The organism is Pelosinus propionicus DSM 13327 (assembly GCF_900114615.1).
Taxonomy (GTDB): domain Bacteria; phylum Bacillota; class Negativicutes; order DSM-13327; family DSM-13327; genus Pelosinus; species Pelosinus propionicus.
Genome location: NZ_FOTS01000072.1, coordinates 1 through 20,111, shown reverse-complemented (window position 1 = coordinate 20,111; position 20,111 = coordinate 1). Strand labels below are relative to the sequence as shown.

General features: G+C 33.9%; 31 protein-coding genes and 1 pseudogene. 8 read left to right on the top strand and 24 right to left on the bottom strand.

Annotation, left to right across the window (positions count from 1 at the left end; all coding sequences use genetic code 11):
* From BMZ99_RS26615 to BMZ99_RS23805, 3 genes are all read left to right on the top strand, one after another.
* The coding region (locus tag BMZ99_RS26615; protein ID WP_175490688.1) for a hypothetical protein at positions 1-904 on the top strand (904 nt) is incomplete at its 5' end.
* The gene (locus tag BMZ99_RS23810; protein WP_090943900.1) at positions 904-1,407 is read left to right on the top strand and encodes a hypothetical protein; all 504 of its coding nucleotides are present in this window, start codon (positions 904-906) and stop codon (positions 1,405-1,407) included. The genes BMZ99_RS26615 and BMZ99_RS23810, both read left to right, overlap by 1 nt.
* Positions 1,408-1,429: 22 nt before the next feature.
* Positions 1,430-2,488, top strand: coding sequence for a hypothetical protein (locus BMZ99_RS23805; protein ID WP_090943897.1), 1,059 nt, complete (start codon positions 1,430-1,432; stop codon positions 2,486-2,488).
* 333 nt (positions 2,489-2,821) lie between these two features.
* On the opposite strand, the gene BMZ99_RS26830 is transcribed toward BMZ99_RS23805, so the two are convergent.
* The 11 genes from BMZ99_RS26830 to BMZ99_RS23750 all read right to left on the bottom strand — a co-directional run bounded on the left by BMZ99_RS26830 (position 2,822) and on the right by BMZ99_RS23750 (position 7,688).
* Positions 2,822-3,175, bottom strand: coding sequence for a type II toxin-antitoxin system HicB family antitoxin (locus BMZ99_RS26830; protein ID WP_217645143.1), 354 nt, complete (start codon positions 3,173-3,175; stop codon positions 2,822-2,824).
* Positions 3,176-3,252: 77 nt separating this feature from the next.
* Entirely contained in the window at positions 3,253-3,474 is a 222-nt protein-coding gene (locus BMZ99_RS23795; protein ID WP_090943894.1) for a hypothetical protein, read from the bottom strand.
* 16 nt (positions 3,475-3,490) lie between these two features.
* Positions 3,491-3,871, bottom strand: a complete 381-nt coding sequence (locus BMZ99_RS23790; protein ID WP_090943891.1) for a hypothetical protein — start codon at positions 3,869-3,871, stop codon at positions 3,491-3,493.
* A 51-nt stretch (positions 3,872-3,922) separates the two neighbouring features.
* Positions 3,923-4,156: a hypothetical protein gene (locus BMZ99_RS23785; protein WP_090943888.1), complete on the bottom strand. Its 234-nt coding sequence runs from the start codon at positions 4,154-4,156 to the stop codon at positions 3,923-3,925.
* Positions 4,157-4,169: 13 nt separating this feature from the next.
* Positions 4,170-4,469 (bottom strand): antitoxin VbhA family protein, encoded by a 300-nt coding sequence (locus BMZ99_RS23780; RefSeq protein ID WP_090943885.1) that lies wholly within the window; start codon positions 4,467-4,469, stop codon positions 4,170-4,172.
* A 4-nt stretch (positions 4,470-4,473) separates the two neighbouring features.
* On the bottom strand, positions 4,474-4,764 hold the full coding sequence (locus BMZ99_RS23775) for a hypothetical protein (RefSeq protein ID WP_090943882.1): 291 nt from the start codon (positions 4,762-4,764) through the stop codon (positions 4,474-4,476).
* Positions 4,761-5,057 (bottom strand): helix-turn-helix domain-containing protein, encoded by a 297-nt coding sequence (locus BMZ99_RS23770; protein WP_090943879.1) that lies wholly within the window; start codon positions 5,055-5,057, stop codon positions 4,761-4,763. The genes BMZ99_RS23775 and BMZ99_RS23770 overlap by 4 nt, the downstream gene beginning before the upstream one ends.
* Before the next feature lie 141 nt (positions 5,058-5,198).
* Positions 5,199-5,468, bottom strand: coding sequence for a helix-turn-helix domain-containing protein (locus BMZ99_RS23765; protein ID WP_217645142.1), 270 nt, complete (start codon positions 5,466-5,468; stop codon positions 5,199-5,201).
* Positions 5,449-5,841 carry a type II toxin-antitoxin system RelE/ParE family toxin gene (locus BMZ99_RS23760; RefSeq protein ID WP_090943877.1) on the bottom strand — a complete coding sequence of 131 codons (393 nt, stop codon included), beginning with the start codon at positions 5,839-5,841 and terminating at the stop codon, positions 5,449-5,451. Before BMZ99_RS23760 ends, BMZ99_RS23765 begins: the two co-directional genes overlap by 20 nt.
* 390 nt (positions 5,842-6,231) lie before the next feature.
* The gene (locus tag BMZ99_RS23755; protein WP_090943874.1) at positions 6,232-7,266 is read right to left on the bottom strand and encodes a helix-turn-helix domain-containing protein; all 1,035 of its coding nucleotides are present in this window, start codon (positions 7,264-7,266) and stop codon (positions 6,232-6,234) included.
* A 167-nt stretch (positions 7,267-7,433) separates the two neighbouring features.
* On the bottom strand, positions 7,434-7,688 hold the full coding sequence (locus tag BMZ99_RS23750; RefSeq protein ID WP_090943868.1) for a helix-turn-helix domain-containing protein: 255 nt from the start codon (positions 7,686-7,688) through the stop codon (positions 7,434-7,436).
* 383 nt (positions 7,689-8,071) lie between these two features.
* Between BMZ99_RS23750 and BMZ99_RS23740 the strand changes: the two genes are divergently transcribed.
* Positions 8,072-8,464, top strand: a complete 393-nt coding sequence (locus tag BMZ99_RS23740; protein WP_090943862.1) for a helix-turn-helix domain-containing protein — start codon at positions 8,072-8,074, stop codon at positions 8,462-8,464.
* 33 nt (positions 8,465-8,497) lie between these two features.
* Here the strand turns inward: BMZ99_RS23740 and BMZ99_RS23735 are convergent, their stop codons facing one another.
* Genes BMZ99_RS23735 through BMZ99_RS23730 form a run of 3 tightly spaced genes read right to left on the bottom strand, consistent with a single transcriptional unit; the run spans position 8,498 to position 9,210 of the window.
* Positions 8,498-8,854, bottom strand: coding sequence for a TrbC/VirB2 family protein (locus BMZ99_RS23735; RefSeq protein ID WP_090943858.1), 357 nt, complete (start codon positions 8,852-8,854; stop codon positions 8,498-8,500).
* Positions 8,841-9,014 carry a hypothetical protein gene (locus tag BMZ99_RS26605; RefSeq protein ID WP_175490686.1) on the bottom strand — a complete coding sequence of 58 codons (174 nt, stop codon included), beginning with the start codon at positions 9,012-9,014 and terminating at the stop codon, positions 8,841-8,843. The genes BMZ99_RS23735 and BMZ99_RS26605 overlap by 14 nt, the downstream gene beginning before the upstream one ends.
* Positions 9,015-9,027: 13 nt before the next feature.
* Positions 9,028-9,210: a helix-turn-helix domain-containing protein gene (locus BMZ99_RS23730; RefSeq protein ID WP_090943852.1), complete on the bottom strand. Its 183-nt coding sequence runs from the start codon at positions 9,208-9,210 to the stop codon at positions 9,028-9,030.
* 118 nt (positions 9,211-9,328) lie between these two features.
* Between BMZ99_RS23730 and BMZ99_RS23725 the strand changes: the two genes are divergently transcribed.
* Positions 9,329-10,729, top strand: a complete 1,401-nt coding sequence (locus BMZ99_RS23725; protein WP_090943849.1) for a hypothetical protein — start codon at positions 9,329-9,331, stop codon at positions 10,727-10,729.
* A gap of 49 nt (positions 10,730-10,778) precedes the next feature.
* Here the strand turns inward: BMZ99_RS23725 and BMZ99_RS23720 are convergent, their stop codons facing one another.
* The 3 genes from BMZ99_RS23720 to BMZ99_RS23710 form a co-directional block, all read right to left on the bottom strand.
* On the bottom strand, positions 10,779-11,840 hold the full coding sequence (locus BMZ99_RS23720) for an ankyrin repeat domain-containing protein (protein ID WP_090943846.1): 1,062 nt from the start codon (positions 11,838-11,840) through the stop codon (positions 10,779-10,781).
* A gap of 84 nt (positions 11,841-11,924) precedes the next feature.
* The gene (locus BMZ99_RS23715) at positions 11,925-12,206 is read right to left on the bottom strand and encodes a hypothetical protein (RefSeq protein ID WP_090943843.1); all 282 of its coding nucleotides are present in this window, start codon (positions 12,204-12,206) and stop codon (positions 11,925-11,927) included.
* An 11-nt stretch (positions 12,207-12,217) separates the two neighbouring features.
* On the bottom strand, positions 12,218-12,865 hold the full coding sequence (locus tag BMZ99_RS23710) for a division plane positioning ATPase MipZ (RefSeq protein WP_090943840.1): 648 nt from the start codon (positions 12,863-12,865) through the stop codon (positions 12,218-12,220).
* A 411-nt stretch (positions 12,866-13,276) separates the two neighbouring features.
* On the opposite strand from BMZ99_RS23710, the gene BMZ99_RS23705 reads away from it, so the two are divergent.
* On the top strand, positions 13,277-13,477 hold the full coding sequence (locus BMZ99_RS23705) for a hypothetical protein (protein WP_139214839.1): 201 nt from the start codon (positions 13,277-13,279) through the stop codon (positions 13,475-13,477).
* A gap of 374 nt (positions 13,478-13,851) precedes the next feature.
* Here BMZ99_RS23705 and BMZ99_RS26600 read toward each other — a convergent pair whose 3' ends face one another.
* Positions 13,852-14,001: a hypothetical protein gene (locus tag BMZ99_RS26600; protein WP_175490685.1), complete on the bottom strand. Its 150-nt coding sequence runs from the start codon at positions 13,999-14,001 to the stop codon at positions 13,852-13,854.
* Positions 14,002-14,131: 130 nt separating this feature from the next.
* Here BMZ99_RS26600 and BMZ99_RS23700 point away from each other — a divergent pair, with 130 nt between their 5' ends.
* The gene (locus BMZ99_RS23700; protein WP_245755139.1) at positions 14,132-14,302 is read left to right on the top strand and encodes a TraY domain-containing protein; all 171 of its coding nucleotides are present in this window, start codon (positions 14,132-14,134) and stop codon (positions 14,300-14,302) included.
* 147 nt (positions 14,303-14,449) lie between these two features.
* Here BMZ99_RS23700 and BMZ99_RS23695 read toward each other — a convergent pair whose 3' ends face one another.
* The 6 genes from BMZ99_RS23695 to BMZ99_RS23670 all read right to left on the bottom strand — a co-directional run bounded on the left by BMZ99_RS23695 (position 14,450) and on the right by BMZ99_RS23670 (position 17,690).
* On the bottom strand, positions 14,450-14,818 hold the full coding sequence (locus tag BMZ99_RS23695; RefSeq protein ID WP_090943831.1) for a hypothetical protein: 369 nt from the start codon (positions 14,816-14,818) through the stop codon (positions 14,450-14,452).
* Positions 14,819-14,952: 134 nt separating this feature from the next.
* Positions 14,953-16,449, bottom strand: a complete 1,497-nt coding sequence (locus BMZ99_RS23690; protein WP_090943828.1) for a type IV secretory system conjugative DNA transfer family protein — start codon at positions 16,447-16,449, stop codon at positions 14,953-14,955.
* On the bottom strand, positions 16,450-16,692 hold the full coding sequence (locus BMZ99_RS23685) for a hypothetical protein (protein WP_090943827.1): 243 nt from the start codon (positions 16,690-16,692) through the stop codon (positions 16,450-16,452).
* Positions 16,693-16,694: 2 nt separating this feature from the next.
* The gene (locus tag BMZ99_RS23680; RefSeq protein WP_090943825.1) at positions 16,695-17,033 is read right to left on the bottom strand and encodes a conjugal transfer protein TraD; all 339 of its coding nucleotides are present in this window, start codon (positions 17,031-17,033) and stop codon (positions 16,695-16,697) included.
* 3 nt (positions 17,034-17,036) lie between these two features.
* On the bottom strand, positions 17,037-17,327 hold the full coding sequence (locus BMZ99_RS23675) for a hypothetical protein (protein WP_090943822.1): 291 nt from the start codon (positions 17,325-17,327) through the stop codon (positions 17,037-17,039).
* Positions 17,328-17,339: 12 nt separating this feature from the next.
* The gene (locus BMZ99_RS23670) at positions 17,340-17,690 is read right to left on the bottom strand and encodes a helix-turn-helix domain-containing protein (RefSeq protein WP_090943819.1); all 351 of its coding nucleotides are present in this window, start codon (positions 17,688-17,690) and stop codon (positions 17,340-17,342) included.
* A 317-nt stretch (positions 17,691-18,007) separates the two neighbouring features.
* On the opposite strand from BMZ99_RS23670, the pseudogene BMZ99_RS23665 reads away from it, so the two are divergent.
* Positions 18,008-20,111, top strand: a pseudogene (locus BMZ99_RS23665) (hypothetical protein); the annotation flags it as partial.

Below are 20,111 nucleotides of genomic sequence, written 5' to 3'. Positions count from 1 at the left end.
TATCCTTGCAATTTCCAATTTATCAAAAGTTAGTACAGAAACCATCAAATCGCAGCAAAAGAATATCGAAAAATCAAAACAACAATATGCCGAATTAGAACGCACCATTACCCAAAAACCAGGCAAATTTAAAATGATGATCGTTGATGATAGGACTAAATTTTATTGGGAAGACCAAGAGAAAGCCTTTACTGTGGCAAAAGAAAACCTATTCCGAGCACAAAGTGAATACAATAAAACTCTTCATAAAATACCATCTATAAATGACACTGATAGAGCAAATAAAATTCAATTAGAAGAACGGGCAATCCCTCAAAGATTAGAATCAGAATCAGTAACAATAATCAATGAAATACGTTCTAAAACTGAATTAGTCAAGAATTTTATGAGTGAGGCAGACAATATCCATTCTAAATTATTAGAAGAAATTAATCGCCCCGACAAGCTAAAAATAACTGAAAACAACGCAAAAGAATTTACAGCAGTAGAGGCTAAACAGATCCTAGTTTGTGAAATTTACAAACTAAAGAATGAGCGTAAAAGTACAACAGCCAAAGATGAAATTGGTAAAATTGACAAGCGAATCAATGAACTAGAAAGGGTTAGAGATAAGGTTATTGAACCTCAGTTGCAACGTGATAATAAAATCTCAACTAAGACCAAAAGCGAAATTAAATATCGCGTATCTCCATCTCAAACTCAATCATCGGGAGGCAGTAATGCCCCTCAAAATTCACAATCAGACCTCAGCGCAGTAATGAAATTGGCGGAGGCTTTTACAAATCCTAAAATAGCGTCCTTAGTTGCCCGTATTGATAATAGTGAAGAATACGATTTCTCCGCTATGACTCCTGAACAAATCGAAACAGTTATGGTTAAAATTAATCAAGAAAGGTCGATGTAATGATGAGCAACGAGGAAATTTTAGAACAGTTACTAAATAAAACAAGCGAATTAGTTGCTGAAAACAATGAGGCTACACAGAGAATGAAGGAGGTTTATGGTGACGAATTAAATCACGTCATACACTCACCCCCTGACCAAAGCAAATACTATTACCCCACCCCCCCTAATGAAAGCTTCACCGGTACCGGTATTCCGAAAGACTCCAACGCTGGCCAACAATTAAAATCACTTATCCAGAAACGTATACTAACCAAAACTAATATACAAAAACTTAACATTATTAAAATAAATGTCCTTCAAAACCCTACTATTAACTTTAGCAACATAGATTCAGAAATCTTTACGTGTGACTGTAAGGAAATAATTTCAGCTATAACAAAACATCTCACAGACCCTAAAATGGTTCCACCTAATTTTAAATTTTATGACCCAAACAATGACTTAGAAGCTATGTCGCCGGATGAGCGAAGACACCGGCAAATACAAATGAGAACATTATAAAATAATAGGGAGAGTGTATATTATGTTTGACGTATTTACCGAACAACAACTGCAAGAAGAGCAAGCTCTTTTTCAACAACAAGAGCAAAAATACTTCCAACTCCAACAGGAAGAAGCCGAGAGAAACCAAGCCGCTGTTATTCTCGAAAATGAACTTAAAAATCAACGGGAGCAGGAGCAACGCGAACAAGATTATAATAGAAGATACGATGTTAACCCTCATAAAGACCTTCTGACCTGCCTATTTGACGCAGCCGCCAACGCTATTCTTAAACAGGCAGAAGAGTGGCGACGTGGGGAGCGTGAGAAAGAAGAAGCAAACGAACGTCAAAAAATGGTGGATGAACTTGCAAAGGAGGCACAGAAATACTTAACAGAGGCTAAAACTATTTTCGAGTTAGAGAAACGCAACACCGAAGTAAAAAAAGCCTTTGAGAGCCTTGACCGCGAATACAAACACACCAAAGGCGACACTAGCCAAGAGCGACTATTGTTAAATAAACACATAAACGTAGTGAGCCAAGCCCAGGAGTCTATTAAAATTATTAAAGATAAAGAACAAGAAATTTCCTTTAACAACCGCCAATCACTCCAATCTGAACTGAAAAGGTGCTACGAGAAAGAAAATGTGATTGAATACAAAATCAGTAATTCAGATCTGAAAGAGCATATTAGAAAATCAACAGACGAAATGAAAGAACAATCGGCAGCAGCTACCACAAAAATGAAAGAGGCTTATGAGAAATCAAAGGACTGGGTGAGCCATGAACGGCGAGACCCCCATAAGTATTATTATGGGGAACCTGCAAATTTGTTTACAGGGCAAGGTATCCCAAAAGACAGTCCTACAGGAAAAATATTGAGTGAGCATATTGAAACACGCAATAAACTCGAAAATGGCATACGTGAATCTGCCGAGATTCAAACCAACCTCTCAAAAGTTCCGCCGGATCACGAGTACCATATTAAAGTTAATCGAACTGAAGACATAATTGAAAAAATACGTGAGAAGGCTCACGAAGTCGCACAGAGCCAAGAGAGGGCTAGACAGCCTGAACACGAGCACGAAATGAGTAGGTAATACTAATTACCTACCCTCTCCCCAAAACCTCATACACGTGAAATTTGGAAGCCAAAATAAGAACACCCTATGCCCGATATGGGTATAGGGTGCTTTTGGTAGCTTTTCCCCCCTCTCATAGGTTCTTTATGAGATACCGCCGTTGAGACGACTAATCCCTCCTACGGAAGGTAGGAGGGAACATATGGAACTACCATTCATAAAAGCTTTTAAGGACTTTACGAAAAATTTAATTAATGCTTTGGGGACCTAAAAACAAGGCAGAGAAGAGGACAAACAACAGTTACAGGAAAAACGATGGGCGTCTTTTTTAGTAGGGGTAGTACCAGGATATTACGATTTGCTCGGCTCTGGAATATCTTTATTGTTTTGTAAAGCAATATCAATCCATGCTGCTTTCGCATCTTGAATCATTTCAAAAGTATCCTGCCAGCTATCCCCTTGTGTTAAACAACCAGGTAGTTCTGGAAGTTCTGCAACATATCCCCCTTCGGATGCAGGATAGATCACTATTTTATAAGGCAAAGACATGTAGTATTCAAAAGTTTTCAAGGTAAGCTCCTCGAGCTGCCCATGCCCACAATTTGCACAATAGCCATATTTGATTTCCTGACTACTAACCTTTCCATCAATATTTATAATCTCTATTTTGGATATGCAGCTACACTTTTTACATTTATAAATCATTATCATTTCTCCTTAATTTAATCCTGCCATTGGATATGTTATAACCAGAATTTTTACATTAAAAGAGAGAATTAAACTCAATGGGGTATATAATGAGTACAATTTTCGTGTTCATAAAGAACACAAGTATGTCCCATAATATTGTTATCAATGAGATATTGATAGATTGAATACCTGTAACATTTATTTTTTACAGAGCATTCTTTCGTCGCACAAATAGTAATTCCACCTGTAAAATCTATACTATCAAGTGCTGTCGCGGCTTTTTCCCACCTAACTTTTCCTTTATAACACTCCATACTATCCCTCATAATATCAATAGACCTCTATAATTTCCTCTAATTTTTCACACTGTTCACAATAAGCTATTTCCCCATCTTCCGTTTTACCGACAACTTGTCTCCAATCCACAATATTCCCACAAGCCACTTTTACAAAAGGGGAATAGGCTTTTTGCTCCGTTTTAAAGATTGACTTTCGCGCCTCCCATATACAAACCCTAGCATGATGTTCACTTACAACGAAAGTAATTGCTTTTCTGATACTTGCCTCTAAAAGTTTATCAATTACCATCATCTTTTTTGTTGCTACACAGTCATTCATTCTGATTCTATATTTATGAAATACCCTAATCGCCTTATGATAAGCCGACAATTCTTTACGTTTAAGAATACGTTTTTTATGTTCGTATCGCATTTTATAACACTAAATAAACTTCTTTAATTGTCTTCATTTTCATTCCTCCATTCACTTTCGGCTCTGCTCAATAAATAACACTAATTCGATTTGAATATCTAATCCATTACCCCTAAAGGATTTTTCAATAAATACCATATCTTCTGTAATATTAGTAAGGGATTTTACAATTTTTTGGTAGCGTTCATCAGTGATATTGCCGCATAACAATTTTTCTTCATAATCGGCTTTTCTGGTTATAAAACGATTGTATTCTTCCAGTAACACACTTTTTATAAACGGCATTTCTACGCCTTCTTTAAGTCACAATATCTACAACAAATGTAAATTTATTGCAGATATTGCACTTGATTTTATCGCCGATTTTAGGCATATTTTTTCGTTCAGTTATATTAGGATGATGACCACATTCCGTAAATGCAATCTTCACGCGAATTGCATCAGGAGGCAATGTATCATTAATTGTCCGGTAATAATCGATAGTAGATATTTCTCCCTCGCCCAGGCGTCGTAACAATTCTTCTTCCTCTTTATTGAATGTAAATCCCGAAATTTTCATGCTACCTATGGCATATTTGACTGCTTTTTTTTTATCCATATCCTCACACCTTCTCATGGTAATGGTATCTATACTGTTTTTCCTTAAAGCTGCACTCACGACAATATATTCCAGTTCCATAAACTTTTTCACCACACCGCCTACATTCTCTTACTTCTGTTGATGTGTAAGGTTTAATTGGTGATTTTTCAATAAACCAAGCATATAGGAGTGCAATTAAAAGCGTATAACCCATAGCATTTTCGATTGTTGACGGAATTTTAACCGACGCTATTTCAACAAGACATATATGTAATACACTTACACCTATAAATACTTTATATCCTTTTTTCATATCAATTCAACCCCTTTTAGTTCACGGCGAACAGTTGAAAGACTAATATTCAACTCCCTTGCAATCGCCTCTTGTGTTTTACCTTCCTCTCTTAATTTTCGAATTTTTTCAGTCGGTGCAGTCTTTTTTCGTCCGACCGAATCAAGAGCAACTAGACCTTCTTTAAGAGCTTCTAATGAGGCTTGATGAATAGCCGTATCCTTTTTTATTGTATCTTGGGTGAGTATGTATTCTAAAACTTCAATTTGCCTTTGAATTTTTTCTTTAGTTTCAGGGATTATTACTTTTATCATTGGTTCCACTCCTTAAATACTTATATCTATTATATATCATATGTTATGAACACTCAATATTTTTGAACCATAAAATCAGAAAAAGGAGATTTATCCATACTTTAGATAAATCCCCTTTTATAATCTTTATTTATTTTTTTATTAAACAAATCTGATTTCAAGTTTTTTGCCCAAACCTTTAGCTACTTTTGATAAAAAATTGACTGATGGGTTAGATTTTCCGCTTTCGAGCCGCGCGATGTTGGCTTGTTGAGTATTTGCCAGTACTGCTAAGTCCTTTTGTGTCATTTTTTTTTCCAGACGAGCGTTTAAAACCTGCATAATGATCTTATATTCAACTTCATTTTCTTTCAAAGCTTGTGCAACTTCGGGATCGGAAGCAATGATTTTTTTAGCTTCTTTCCAGTTCACGACTATCCCCCCCTTTTAAATTTCTATTAACATAATCTTTTTTTCGTCGTCTTGCAATTTCAATTTCCCGTTCAGGTGTTTCATTACTCTTTTTTACAAAACCATGAATAAGAACAAATTTGTTTCCTTCTGGCAAAAAATAAAAAATTCTTGAAATATTACTACTAAATTTTATTCGCAACTCCCAAAGCCCCTTATTTTTAGATCCCTTAAGATCACATGTATGGGGATAATCAAGATCAATTCCGAATTCTTCAAGTAGGTCAATTTCACGATAAACCTTGGCTCTATGTTTCGCAGGTAGTGATTCGATGAAATCTAATACTGGATTCTCGTTATTCGCTTTTGTATATAATTCGATTTCCCATTTCATGGTTCAATTATATCATATATGATATAATTTACAATATGCCCATTATAAATATTTTTTATTCAATATCTAATTATATTCATATACATTCCATTCTAAACAAATTTTAAACGCCCAATAAAAAAAGCCAGTTTCCGAAAGGATTTACTGGTTTTTTTACTTTTATTTGAAATTTTATTCAATGTTTGCCTTCTAACACATCGGCTGGCAACCCCCATCCATCCCTTCCCACGCCCGCAGGCGTGTTAGCCTCCGCAGAGGCGGTGTCCCTGTGAGAGTCGGACCGATAGCACCGGGTAATGGTTGACCGTCTAGTAGGAAAACGGCAGAAATAAAAATCTTCTTTTGATTGAAAAAAGTTCTCCCTCCGGTAAGAGTATGGAACATTGATTATCATAAACTGTCTGGTTCGTTAGACCAATCAACTTCTTTTCTTAAACTGTTTGGTTCATTAGCCCAGTCAATTTCTCTTCTGTTCTTAGGGGTAGCAAATATCTTTTCTTCTATCTGTTTCATACGTTCCATCAGATCGGGACTATGTATCTCACTACTAGCAACAAGCTCCTCTTCTGCCTGTTTAATTAAAATCTCTCCCAATTTTTGATTTTCTTTATCTTTTGCAATTTTATCTTTAATAGCCTCAACTTCATCAACCCTATATTTTCCCTTTACAGCCTCTAAAAAATATCCTGAGACAGATCGTAGAGGCGATAAGTTAGATTGTTTACGTCTAGCGATTTCAGCTTGGGTATTAATAAGTTGCTTTTCTACTTCATTGATACCAATCTCAGGATCAACAATAAAAGCCTTAATAATTTCTTTGTTGATAGAATTTATACCTAATCCCTTTAATGCCTCTAATACAGTATCTATCGTAATATCAAAATTAAGGGGTTCAACAACAACATCTTTTACATTCGTTGTTGTTGTTGTTGTTATTCTATCATTATTTATTATTAATTCTTTATTATTATGCATCGGTTTTTCCGTATATGGTTTTTCCATATACGGTTTTTCCATATACGGTTTTTCCACCATATACGGTTTTTCCGTATATGGTTTTTCCATATCTTGATCTTTTACTTTTCTTGATTTTTTGCGTTTCTCAATAACTACTTCTTCAATAGGTAGAGGCGCTTCATAGATAATGTAATCGTATCCCATAAATTGACCTTTTTCATTATAGCAACGTTCTCTAGTTAGGTAGCCATATTTCTCTAGCTCTGTTAGTCCAGTATAAACCGAATCGCGAGAATCCTTGCTGCGCCTAATTAAATCAGTAATTCTTACAACCCAGTCGTCAGGTTTACTTAACAAATACGCCCAAATCCCCTTCGCCTTCCAACTCAATCGGTCATCAGAAAGAGGCTCTTTATATATTTGTACAAATGGATTCTCTTTATTTTTTTTAATAACAACCTTAGCCATAAATATTTCCTCCCCAAAAAAATCAATTAATATCATTATTTTTTTGGAGCAGTTTACATTGATAAAATCCGCGAATCGCGTTATAATAATAGTTAAGAAGAGTTCCAAACTTCAAAACTAAATCAATAAAACTGTTCCAGACGAAAACCACTTTTGCAGAGTGGTTTTCATTTTTTTTGATCATCATCAAGAATATAATAGGTGTATTTATTTCCTATTCGTTCAGCTTTAATTAAGCCCAACGACGATAATTCACCTATTGCCTTTGAAACTTCCCATTTGCTAGTCCTTAAAAAATTGGCTATATCAATTTGTTTCATATTCATTACTTTTCCGTCTACAGCATTTGAACAAAGGACGTTTGCAACCCTTATAACATTAGCTTTAGTTGTCATGATTGCAATTTTTTCATATATGCTCATTATTTCACCAACCTTTATGTAAATTTTAACTTTTTTTCAGTTGAGTGTCAACACTACTAAAAGCGAACATAATATTGCATCTTGATATAGAACATAGCAAAGCATATCATTGTATAGCAAAAAAAATCGAAAAATTTTTTTATTAAAAAAGATACGTCTCTCAGTCGCCAACGCTTTTAGAAAATCTAAAAACAAACCATCCCCAAAACCCCTTCCAAACTTCCAAAATTGATTTGTGAGCCGCTTTTGTTCCATACCCCACCAATCCACCATGAAGGTAAAAACCTCTCACTAAACCTCAACCAGCTAACTAAGAAGAAGTTTCCAAATATTTCCATACGTGATATAATGGATAAAAATAATTTACACAGGGGGTTAAGGGTATGGAAGGGCATCTTTCAATTAAGCAAGTAGCGGATATTTTGAAAGTTAGTTCTAAGACAGTACGCTCACGGATTTCCAGTGGGCAGTTGGCTGCCGTTTGGGAGGAAAGAGGTAAGGGTATGTCATGTTGGCAGATACCCATAGACGCCGTAGAAGCACCTTCCAGTGGTGGGGAAGTTCTATCCTTAACGAAACAACTGACCTCTAACGAAATCGCCAAAATGGTTCATACCGCTGTCCAAAACGCCGTTCAAGGGGTAGTCGAGAAGGAACTTGTTAAAATCAAAAATGATATAGAAGGTCGTGCTGATGAACGAGACAGGCGATTAATGGAGGTTATTAGGGGCATCCAAGAACGACAAAGGTTGCCTTGGTGGAAAAAAATAATATAAAAAGCCTGAGCATGTTGCTCAGGCTTTTTATATTTAAAATAGTAAACCTTCAACTGTTTTACCTGAAATCGTTGCAACGAAAGTTGCGGCACCGATTGCAATTGATAACCCAAACACTACTTGTACTGCGCGTTTTGTTAAGCTTGACATTTCTCCAAAACTTAGCATCATTCCACATACCGCGACAGCAATTGTTGCCCCAATTTTTGGTAAAGGTCCTGTTAATTCGGATTGGAGTGAAGTAATACCTGTACTCCAAGGCATCGCCGAATCAGAGGTGGCGGCTTCCACCACTCCAATTAATGGTGCAACCACAGCTACAATTGCCATTAATCCTATTTTGACTAAGTCACTTTTATTTTTAAATAAAAATGTTTTAAATTTGTTCATGTTTTTTGCACCGTCCTACATTAATTAATGCAATCCCTATTGTAATTGTCGCAAGCGCAACAGTCGTTATAGCCACTTCTCCACCAATTTGAGTTATAGCAATTAAAGTTGCTATAATACCAACCCCTACTAAACCTTTACCAAAACTAACTTTGTCCATTTTTTTACCCCCTTTATTTCTGTAAAAATTTGTCGATTTCAGTCACTGGAATCACCCATCGATCTCCCACTCGAATTGCGCGTATATCACCTTTTTTGATTAGCTCCATTACTTTTTGACGGCAAATGCCTATGCTTTTCATGACCTCGGCTACGCTCATTGCTTTTCGGGGAATCGCTTTTGGTAACTCATTCATTGACTAACCCCCTCCCATGTGGTGTAAGTGCTTGACTTAGTGCCTATGTTCATATATTATTATATTTATACGCGGGATAAAAGACGGGCTAATAAAAGGGGCTAAAAGGGGCGTGCTTATGAAACCTCAAAGAATAAAACTACAATTTAAGGGGTTTAATTGTGCGGATTTGTTTGACAGTGATGATTTTTTTCATTTTCTGTTTAATTCAGATTTTCTCGATATAGGTTTAAATAAACCTAATCCATTAATTACTGCAAGTTTTGAACGCATTATTTCAACAGTTAAAGTTAATGAGAAAGAAACATGGTATGACGGACAAGAATTTCAAAAAAAAATATTGGACATGATTATAAATAATATTCCTTGTCATGGGGACGAACCTCATCTCAAAGATATCGAAAGCATGAAAAGATATTGGAATGAATATGGTCCCCCGTATTTTCTGAAAAATATTGAAACCAAAGATGAAATAATAAAAAATTTCATAGGTACTTGTTATACAATTGCTTTTATGCTCCACTTTTGGAATAATAAACTATTTAAAGATAATTTTGTGCAAATTGATGTTTTTGAGATTGTTAAACAAATTCTTGCGTCTACAGATGACTTAACCGATCCTTCACGAGACCCCGGACAATATTATATTTATCTGTCGCTTTGGGACGATAAAAATCAATTCAATCCAACATGGAAATCATTTGTTCAAATTCCGTGGGTAGACTTAATCAATAATTATGAAAATGGATTAGATGGAGTATTAGATGCTATTAAATATACTGTTTCTCCAGGCAGCACAGATATTATAGGTGATATATTAAAAAATAAAAAAATAATGGATGAACCTCGATACCATTCACCTGAAGAATATAAAAGATGGAACGAACTTTTGGAGACTGCTGAAAATAAATTTTGGGAGCTATATAGTGAGGAATTAGATGCTTCGCTTTTTCAACAAACCTTTTTTCCGATATTTATATCGTCTAATCATATTGAACTAAAGAATCTTGAAAAATACCTTTTTTCATCTGATAGTGATAGCTGTATTTCTTGGTTAAAAACTGCCTGTATAAATTCCATTTCAGCCGTACTAGCTCTTCACCCTGCTAGACTAGTTACATCCGTTCATAATGATAAAGTTAGTTTTTCTCCGCAAATTGACAATAATATAATCTATTTTTTAACAGAAATGATTGAGAAATTGAGCAATGCTGACTACTGTGAGTATTGCGGCAATGAGTTAAACAACGAGAATAAAATTAGTGGTAAAAAGCGAAGATTTTGTAATGAAGCGTGTTATGATAAATTTAGATATAATAATAATGAAATTCGCAGAACGTCTAAAAATATCAACGATTATATCCACAATACCCTGAAAAATAGACAGGGGAAGGTTAACCTAGAATTTAAAAATAAATTGTACCAGGAAGCAAACAAACTCTTGAATGAAAACAAGAATTATAATGATGTTCGTGTGTATGTGAAAAAAAAATTAGATGAGGCATACCCTATAAAATAGTTAAAGCCCCCTTACCAAATTTGGTAAGGGGGCTTTAATACTAACTTATTTATCTATTAAAAAATAAATTTATTATCTCATTATTATCACTATCTGCGGCATAATCTTTCACTGTTTTACCTTTTGAGTCGACTTGCGTCAAATTAGCACCTGCTACAAGTAACATTTGAATTGCTTGTATGTTTTTGTTTTTTATTGCCAACATAAGCGGGGTGGGGTTGCTTCCAGATTTTATTGTATAATTTACGTTAGCTCCATTTTCAATTAAGTATTTTATAATTTTTATAGATGAATAATTATTTGAAATTGCTATATCTAATGGTCGAAATCCTCTACTATCTGAGTAATTCACATTTGCGCCGTTTTCCATGAGTGTTTTAACAGAAATAAAATCATTTTTATATACAGCTTTCATTAGTGGGTTAATTCGTACTGGAGGTATGTTACCAGGTAGATCTATCGTTGCGTTTACATCTGCACCTAAACTAATTAGGTAATTCATTATTTCTTCATTTCCAATGCTCAATGTTAGTGCAGTGGCCATTTCGTTCCCATCTTTATATATATTGACGTTTGCACCATTTTCTACAGCGGTTTTAACCATATTGATATCGTTTTTCTGAATTGAATTTAGTAATAATTGATTCATTGTGCTATTCCCAACATCAGGAGTATATGTAAAAACTCTTTTGCGAGGTATCGGTTTTAGCGGTGCTGACATACTACCATTTTGTAGGAGTTTAAGAGCTGCTTCCAGTTTCTCGGGATAAATAACAGCTTTAATTTTAGTATAAAACTCCATCCCATTTCCTATTTGGGTACGATGTTTGTCTAAGATGGTGACCTCCATTACTCCGGCGGCTAAACTGGCAACCGCATCATCTTTGACAATAAAGTCTTTTATTGTGGTGGTTGAGGTTACGAATGTTCCGCATTGCTCTAGGGCGTTGCGTTTAGCATTGAGTAATGCCATTTGCTCAGATACCTCTGCCGTATCCCTATCTCCAGCCTGATACGTACCCTCTGCAATGACCTCTCTATGAGATGGGGAGGCTTGTCCAATCACTGGGAAGCAAAACAATACCAACATTAGAATTAATAGCTTTTTCATATTAAACTACTCCTTTTATTTAAAAGTATATTATAGGTATTATAAATACATTTAATACTTATTAAATAGGTATTAAATAAGTATTTATAATACTCCTTCTTTTATTAATAAATGCTTAACTAATGTCGATTCAGACATACCAGTTTTTAAACAATATTCTTCAACTAAAATTTTCTGGGCTTCCGTCACATATACACGAATCGTTTTATCCGCCTTAACCTCTTTAGTTTTGCGACCACCTTTATTTTTATTATTGGCAGTGCTTTTTAAATCTGCACCTTTCATAATTTCTTTCACAATTTTATCATTTGGTTCATTAAGACTGTTCACATCAGTAAATCCCACTTTTCCTGTATTCCTAGCCATTTTATCCTCCCCTAAAAATCCCGTTGAATTTCTTTAACTAATTGATTTATCTCGAATGCTGCTTTTGATCCTATATCTAATTCCATAACTCCAAGACCAGACGCATAAGCTTTTTTATAATCGGCGCGACTATACACAACAGTTTTATATAAATCTAAATAAGTACTTTGCTGTTGAATATAATGCTTCAATTCAGTTATAGTTGCTTTGGATCGAATATCCGCATTATTTATCACCACATTTGTCCTGAAAATTTGTCCAGATTTTTCACTAATCTGCTTTAAAATGTCTGTGTATTTTTGCAATGCGAAAAGCTCAACTTGGGAAGGACCTACAGGTGTTATGAGAATGTCTGCGGATAACATAGCGAAACGATTTATCTCGCTATCATACCCACCAGAATCAACTAATAAAATTTTATCATCAGCACTAAACTGTTGAAAAAGAACTTTCATCTCTTCTTCATTCTTAACCTCAAAACACTCAATAGGAGTATGACCATTTTTCTCACGGAGCTTATTAAACAAAATGCTTGATTGCAAGCCGTCCAAATCTAAGATAGAAACCGATACCCCAGACAAATTAAGTCCAGTAGCTACATTGAGCGTCAAAGTACTCTTACCCACGCCGCCTTTATAATGGGAAAAATTTATAATCATTTTTTCACCTTTCCTTTAAAATATATTTTATATTACATATTATATAGGTATTTTTTAGATATTACAATACTTATTTAATGTATTAAAAAGGTATTTTATAGGTATATTAAACACCTATAAAATAGGTTTCAAAAAAATTAATCTGTATCATTAGAGACATTGACTTACAAATTTGCCCTTTAAGCCACCCTCCCGACAAACCCTAAACAATCCCATACCCATCCATATAACACGCTCTGCGGGGCGTAGGTTGGAACGGAAAGCGTTATAGAAGACAATGGGGACTGTTACTAATAATTTTTAAAAACGCATTCAAAAGTATTGACCGTTCAAAAGTTATGACTTATAATTAAACATAAGATAAATTTAAAAATACCCCATAGACGGCAAAGTATTCGGCGTGTGAGGAAGATGAGTGATATAGTGGAAAAGCAGACCGATGTATTAGGAGTGATAATAAAAATGATTAATTTAGATGACGTTTCAACTAAAGATTTAATAGCTGCTCTTATTAAACGTAAAAATGAAGTGTATTCCATGCCTTACCCTGTCGACGATGCTATTGTAATCATAGCTAATCATTATTATCCACCTGAACCTGAAAGCCCCTAAAGAGCCATTTAAGCCGTTTTATTTTACTTAGAAATATAAAAATAAGAGCAAAGGTCGTGCTTGCTACACGCCTTTGCCTGGAGAGCGACTGCAATCCGGGTAACTGAACGAAATTTTTAAACTAAGATAACCTTTACGGGTTATCTTTTTTCCTGTCTATTCATCTCACCCTAATATTGCTTAATGTAACATAATAAAATTGTGTAACATCAAAAAAAATAATAATGTCGATTTTAGACGTTTTTGAGCCTTGAGAGCTGATTTTGCTTTAGAGAGATAGTTTAAAAATTACTTAAAATATCAAAATCACGTTCTTTAAATTGCTCGATATAGCTTTAAATACCTAGTACATTCCATAATATGGTATATTATAATTATTTCTTAAAAGCACCAGCTTCTATTAGTTCAATTATAGTGGTACATGTTTTTTTTGCCCCAACAGAAAAATCGTCATTATATTGTTTTTGACTTAAAGTCTCTACCATCGCTTGTAGCCATCCAACAAACGTTTCTGTATCAATCATATAAAAACTCCCATTTATTAAGTTTACTTTTATTGTCATTATAATATTGACGCAATGATTGCGTCAATACTTATAAAAAAAGCATCTAAAGGTACAATAAATACACCATATGACGATAGGGGAGTTTAGCTTGTCAATACTTAGATATACACTTCGGATAGAAGATGAAACCCTTGAAAAACTTCGATATATCGCCGACGACAATTTTAGAACGGTGAACAAAGAATTGGAGAAAATAATTAAAATTCATATAGCTCAATATGAGGAACGGAATGGAAAAATTGAAGTTATCCCTAAATAAAACTATTCAAATTTTGTTACCTAGTATAAAGGGGACTGACCAAAACAATACCTCTACTAGGTGATAGTAGAGGTATTGTTTTATCTCTTATTGATTTTTAGTTTTATCAATAGCAAATTACAAAGTCTATTGTAATCTTCTTATTCATTATAATCTACTTCCACTTCGATTTGAATTAATGCTTACTTTATAATGAGTCATATCACTACTCTTATCCCCTTTATTCCATCGTACAACGATTTTCGCGGCGGCTCTCGTAATCCCATCTTTTTCGTTCGTTCCAATCCCAATAATTTCCCCAACAGCAACCCATTTACCGTCATTATCATAAAAATTAATATACTTATTTTTAATAGATCCAGGAGTATCCTTAATCAAATCGATTAAACAACCCTTATTATCGATAAGCATATACTCTACCTCACCAATAATATCAGACGGCATAGGACTAGCACTAGCCACCCCGCCAACCGCCATCACAAAAACCATCAACATTACCAAAATAAATTTTTTCATACTAATACCCCTCCATAAATAATTTAATCTTCACGATTCGTGGATTTAGGGTATAATAGGTATCGGGCAATTTCTCAAAACACGATACCTATTTGCCCTGAGAAGTGTAACTTTAGCAGAGATACACTTCTCTTTTATTTTTTAAAATAAATCGGTTGCAATACAACCACATCATCACAAGACCTGCCTTCGATACTTAATAAAGCTAAAGCTGTTCTCAGAGGACGGTCAGCATCTTTAATTTCTCCAAGACTATGTATTAATTCTTCGTCAATTACAAATTTTTCGTGAGTTGAAACTGAATAACCGCTATTTTGCGAAGTGTTATTCCAGCCCCAGCCTTTAGTTGATGTACTGCTATTATGAGAAATCTTCTCTACATCTACCTTGCCAATCAACGACTGAATATATTTAATTGTTGTATCATCACTTAATTTAAAAACTACCTTATTTACAAAATTCGCTAACACGGTTTTTGCTTGGTGTTCATTACCCCCAAGAGAGTTCAGAATCGCATTGTAGCTCTGGCTTGTAACAACCCCAATCATTTTTTGACCTCGAGATTTCGACCAGAACGTCCCATCATTCAACCCAGCGCCACTAGCCCCGATTGCAATTAGGTCTTGGAATTCATCACAAATGAAAAAACAATACCTATCTTTATTTAAACCTTTGCTTGTATCAAATCTACTCTGGATTAAATTGTAATATCGAAGTTTTATTAGAGTGTAAACCGCCCGTCCTTTTGGATATTCAGCAAGGCACATATCAATAATTACAGTATCGCCTTGATTTAAAATCTTTTTCATATCATAGTTATTTTCATCATTAGTATCGCAAAAAACTTTTTGAAAAACTGCGTCTTGAAACGGCTTTAAAATAGGAAGAACAGAACCTTCAATACTACCTCTCAAATTTTCAGGCAACTTAGCGAAAGTGTTTTCAAAGTAATATATCGCATTTTCAAAATCAGTATCCTTTTCAATTAATGAGCTATGGTTTTCCTTTGCTTCTTTAATAAATTCTTTCCTTTTATCTTCAACAAAAATAAGCTGATATAGTCCTTTTAATGTATAATCACTTGTATAAATTAAAATTCGTAATCCTTCTTCTGTTAAATTTAGAGCTGCCTTTAACCAATAGTCAATATTATTCTTATTTCCGTCCAACAAATAAACAGACTGTAAGAAGTCGGTTGCCTGAGATGGATTAAGGTCTGCAAGAAGATTACATTTTAACTGCCCTTCTTTAAGCCCAATAACTTTAATTTCCTTATTTTGAATGTCGGCAATTTTCTGTAAGTCATAAATCAAATCTCCTTTTATGTCAAAAATTAACCCCCCCATACTTCTATTATCAGCCTCTAATAACTCCGAAAATATAGGAAGTACAAAAGCACTCGTCTTGCCTTCGCCAGTCGAACCAAAGGAAATAAAATTTTGACAACAGTTACGGAAAGGGATTGTAACAAATTGCCCTCCGTGCGGAGCGTCATGCCCTCTTTCTAATAATGTCCCTGTCGTGCATCCTAGCGATAAACTATGTTGCAAATATGAAAAATTATTTTCTTTTTCGGTAGTATTACTAAATGCATTAACAATACTACTTTTCAATTTACTTAACAGTCCCATTTAAAAACCCCAACCAAATTTTTTATTTTTAAAAATCAATACAACAATAAAGAATATTTCCAAGCCAATGTTTTGCATTAACATATTATAATAAGAATTTTTGATACATGAGACAATTGCAAAGATATTTACTAATGCACAAATTATTAAGATAACACTAGCATATGCGTTAATTCTTCTAATCCCTTGATATAAAGGAGAGTTTATTTTATTTCCTGAATTTTGCTTTTTCCCATATTCCATAATTAAATACCGCCCTTTTTATTTTCTTTAATTTCAAAATACCTTTCTCCCTGCACCTTTATTCGTAACCATTTTTCACTATCAACCTCAATATTTTTAATTGATAATAAACAACCAACTAAAAAATCTTCATCGATGCATTCACCTAAAATCATCTCAACCATACCACCAAGCCTAAACAATCTTTTACTACGCTCATTTCGTTTTTCGTTAGAATCAAAATGAGCCATTTTGCGAATTTCATTAGCAATGATTCTTTTCTTATCCTCTAATAATGAATATTCTTTTTCAAGACTCATTTTCTTTTTCACCAACCTTTCCAATTCTTTTTTAGAATTCATATACTACCCCTTTTTCTTCATCTCTTTTAAAATAAATTCTCTCATTTCATCTGCCGACATTTTATTAATTTGTTCAACCTTGCGAATAGCGGCATTGACAGCCTTAATTTCTCCGGCAATTTCATTTTGCCGATCCTGTAAATCAGATTTCTTTTTTTGTAAGTTCTCTAATGTATCTAATTCGCAAACTTTCTTTTGCTTTTTAGGTTTATCTAATTTCATATTTTCAGTTTTAACTTCATTATTTACATCATCTAATAAATTATTTTCGTTTTCCTGTTTTTCAATTTCCATTATAAGAACCTCCTAGTTATTATTAAAAATCTCTTCTCTTAACTTCTTTTCCAACTCTTTATTATTTTTAAATGTACGATATACAGTACTCATACTAATTCCTAAATCATCTACAATTTGTTGATAAGTATCGCCACCTATTTTACGAATTAAAATCTCCTCAATCGGAACTTTTCGAGGTTGACCAACACTTCTCTTTTTCTTTGAACAGTCCCTAAAAATTGATTTAACTTTGTTACCAATATTACAATTTTCAAAACCAACAACTAGCAATAAGGTATTTAAAATTTCTAATCTATCAACCTCCCCATTCTCATAATCATTCAACACTTTTTCCAATAAATTCGTTTTCAATTCATTCATTGAACAACACCTTTCCATAAGTTACCTATGTCTTACATCAATATTACAGCATAAAAATCAATTAGTCAATATTCAAACTAATAATGAATAAAGAAATTTATTGTAAAACTAGATTAGAAATGTTACAATAATTACAGAAATACTAAAGGACGGCGACCATTGCAATAAAAAAAACTTACTAATTTCTAGTCTATTTCCACCTTTTTAAAGGTGGCGCACTTTGGGGTTAATTGTTCCTGCGGACAATTAACCCAGTGACGCGCTTCCCAGCGGGGGAATACTGGTCTGTGACACTCGAATAATTATGAGGTGAAAAAATGTCATATGCAAACTTCTATTCATTTAACATAACTGACAACAAGCAGAATAAAGGCGGAAGATCAGCCAGTGAGGAAATCGACTATTTAGAAAATGAAAAAGAGGAAAAAATAGAGAAAACTATTAATGGATATTCGCCAAAAGGAGCGGAAAATGAAGCCGAATATTTAGTAGGTAATAATTTACGGCGTGAAGACCTAGCACTTTTTAAAACTGATAATATGCCAAGATGGGCAGAAGAAGAGGCTGATAATAACGGTACTTCTCCACATTTAGAATTCTTTAAAGCATCAGAAACATACGAAGCAACTAAAAATGTAACTTACAGGGAAATCAAGTTAGCTTTACCCCAAGAACTCATTGGTATACATTCTCAAAATGTGACTGATGTTAAAAAACTCGAAATATTAGTAGATGATTTTATGGTCAAATCTGGACTTGATAAAATGACATACGCATATGCCATACACTTAAAAGACGCTCAATTTTCACCTAACGATAAAAATATACACGTACATATTATGTGGTCTGATAGGATACCTGATGGAATAGACCGACCCAAAGAACAATATTTTGGATGGGGTGAAGATAAAAGATATCGACCTAAAAGTCCAAAACTAGGACCTTGTAAAAAGGATGATACCTATTCGAATTCCAATCGTACGCAACATTTAAAAAAAATTAGAAAAATTGCAGAACAAACTATCAACGAACATTATAAAAATAACGACATAGACCTTTGGGTATGTTGCGGTAAAAAGGCTGATATTGAACAAATGTCACTCGAAAGAGGTGACTATATTGCCGCTGAAATTGCGCGAGATGTACCAGCACAAACCCACGTAGGTGAAAAAGCAGCATCCAAGTTAGACCACCCACGCACTCGTAAGGCAATTGAGTTGAAAGAGCAAGCACAAGCCATACGCGATAAATATAAACTACAAGAAATTGAACAGCAAGAACTAGGAACACCATTCCCCAAATATGAAACTCTACCAAACAATATAGATGAACTACAACAATTACTTACTACTATTAACAGTCGTATGTTCGAAATTAAAGAATTATTTTTTAAAGATAATCCCGATAGTTCCCCCATTATTGACAATAAGATTATTAATGATATTAATTCACTTCAAGCAGAAATTATACTAACTAAAAATAGAATCTCCAAAGATACTCACCTTTCGGCGATTAGAAAGTTTTGCAACGACAATAACTTTAAGGATGAATTTATTAAATACTCTTCTCAGAAAAAAGACCTTGAATTCAAAAAGAATCTTGTTATTAAAATTGAACAGCAAATAACAAATAAGTTCTTTAAAAATCAAAACGAAGCCAATAATATTTTATTAAACGAACTATCCAAAAATGCTAATTCTAATTTCAAGCCAGAGGAACATTGTTCACAAGCCCAAAAACTACTTTTACAAAATGCTAAAATTAAAATTACTGAATTAGAAAAATCAACTTCCACTTTTGAGCAAAGACATATCCTCCCTAACACTGATAAGATCACTGAACTAGAGAATAAGGTAATCGCTAGGAATGAAGGAAACCATAATAAAATAGCTAAACTCTCAGTTAAGATCGATGAATTACAAAACATGACTCCTGAATTAAAATTGGCACTGGATAAACAAAAAGAAATTACAGATTTACTTATTCAATCACAAAAGAATGAACCGAAATTTTATCAAAATCACGAGGCTTGGGAGGCTAAGCATAAGGAATTATTACAACAGCAAAAGGAAATTATATCAATCATCCAAGACCTCAAACAATCCCCAATAAAAACCGAACCCAAACCAGAACCTACACAAGATCCTATTCAACCTACAATACCTGCATACAAACCTAAATATGATGTAGATCAATTATTTAAAGACTATGATACTCAAAACAGATACATTCAAAAATACTTTAATGAAATCAAAGAATTAAATAGTTCATTAAATACTAACCAAAATATGCAGCAAAAAATTGTAAAAGATCATTCCGAATTAACTATCCTTGCAATTTCCAATTTATCAAAAGTTAGTACAGAAACCATCAAATCGCAGCAAAAGAATATCGAAAAATCAAAACAACAATATGCCGAAT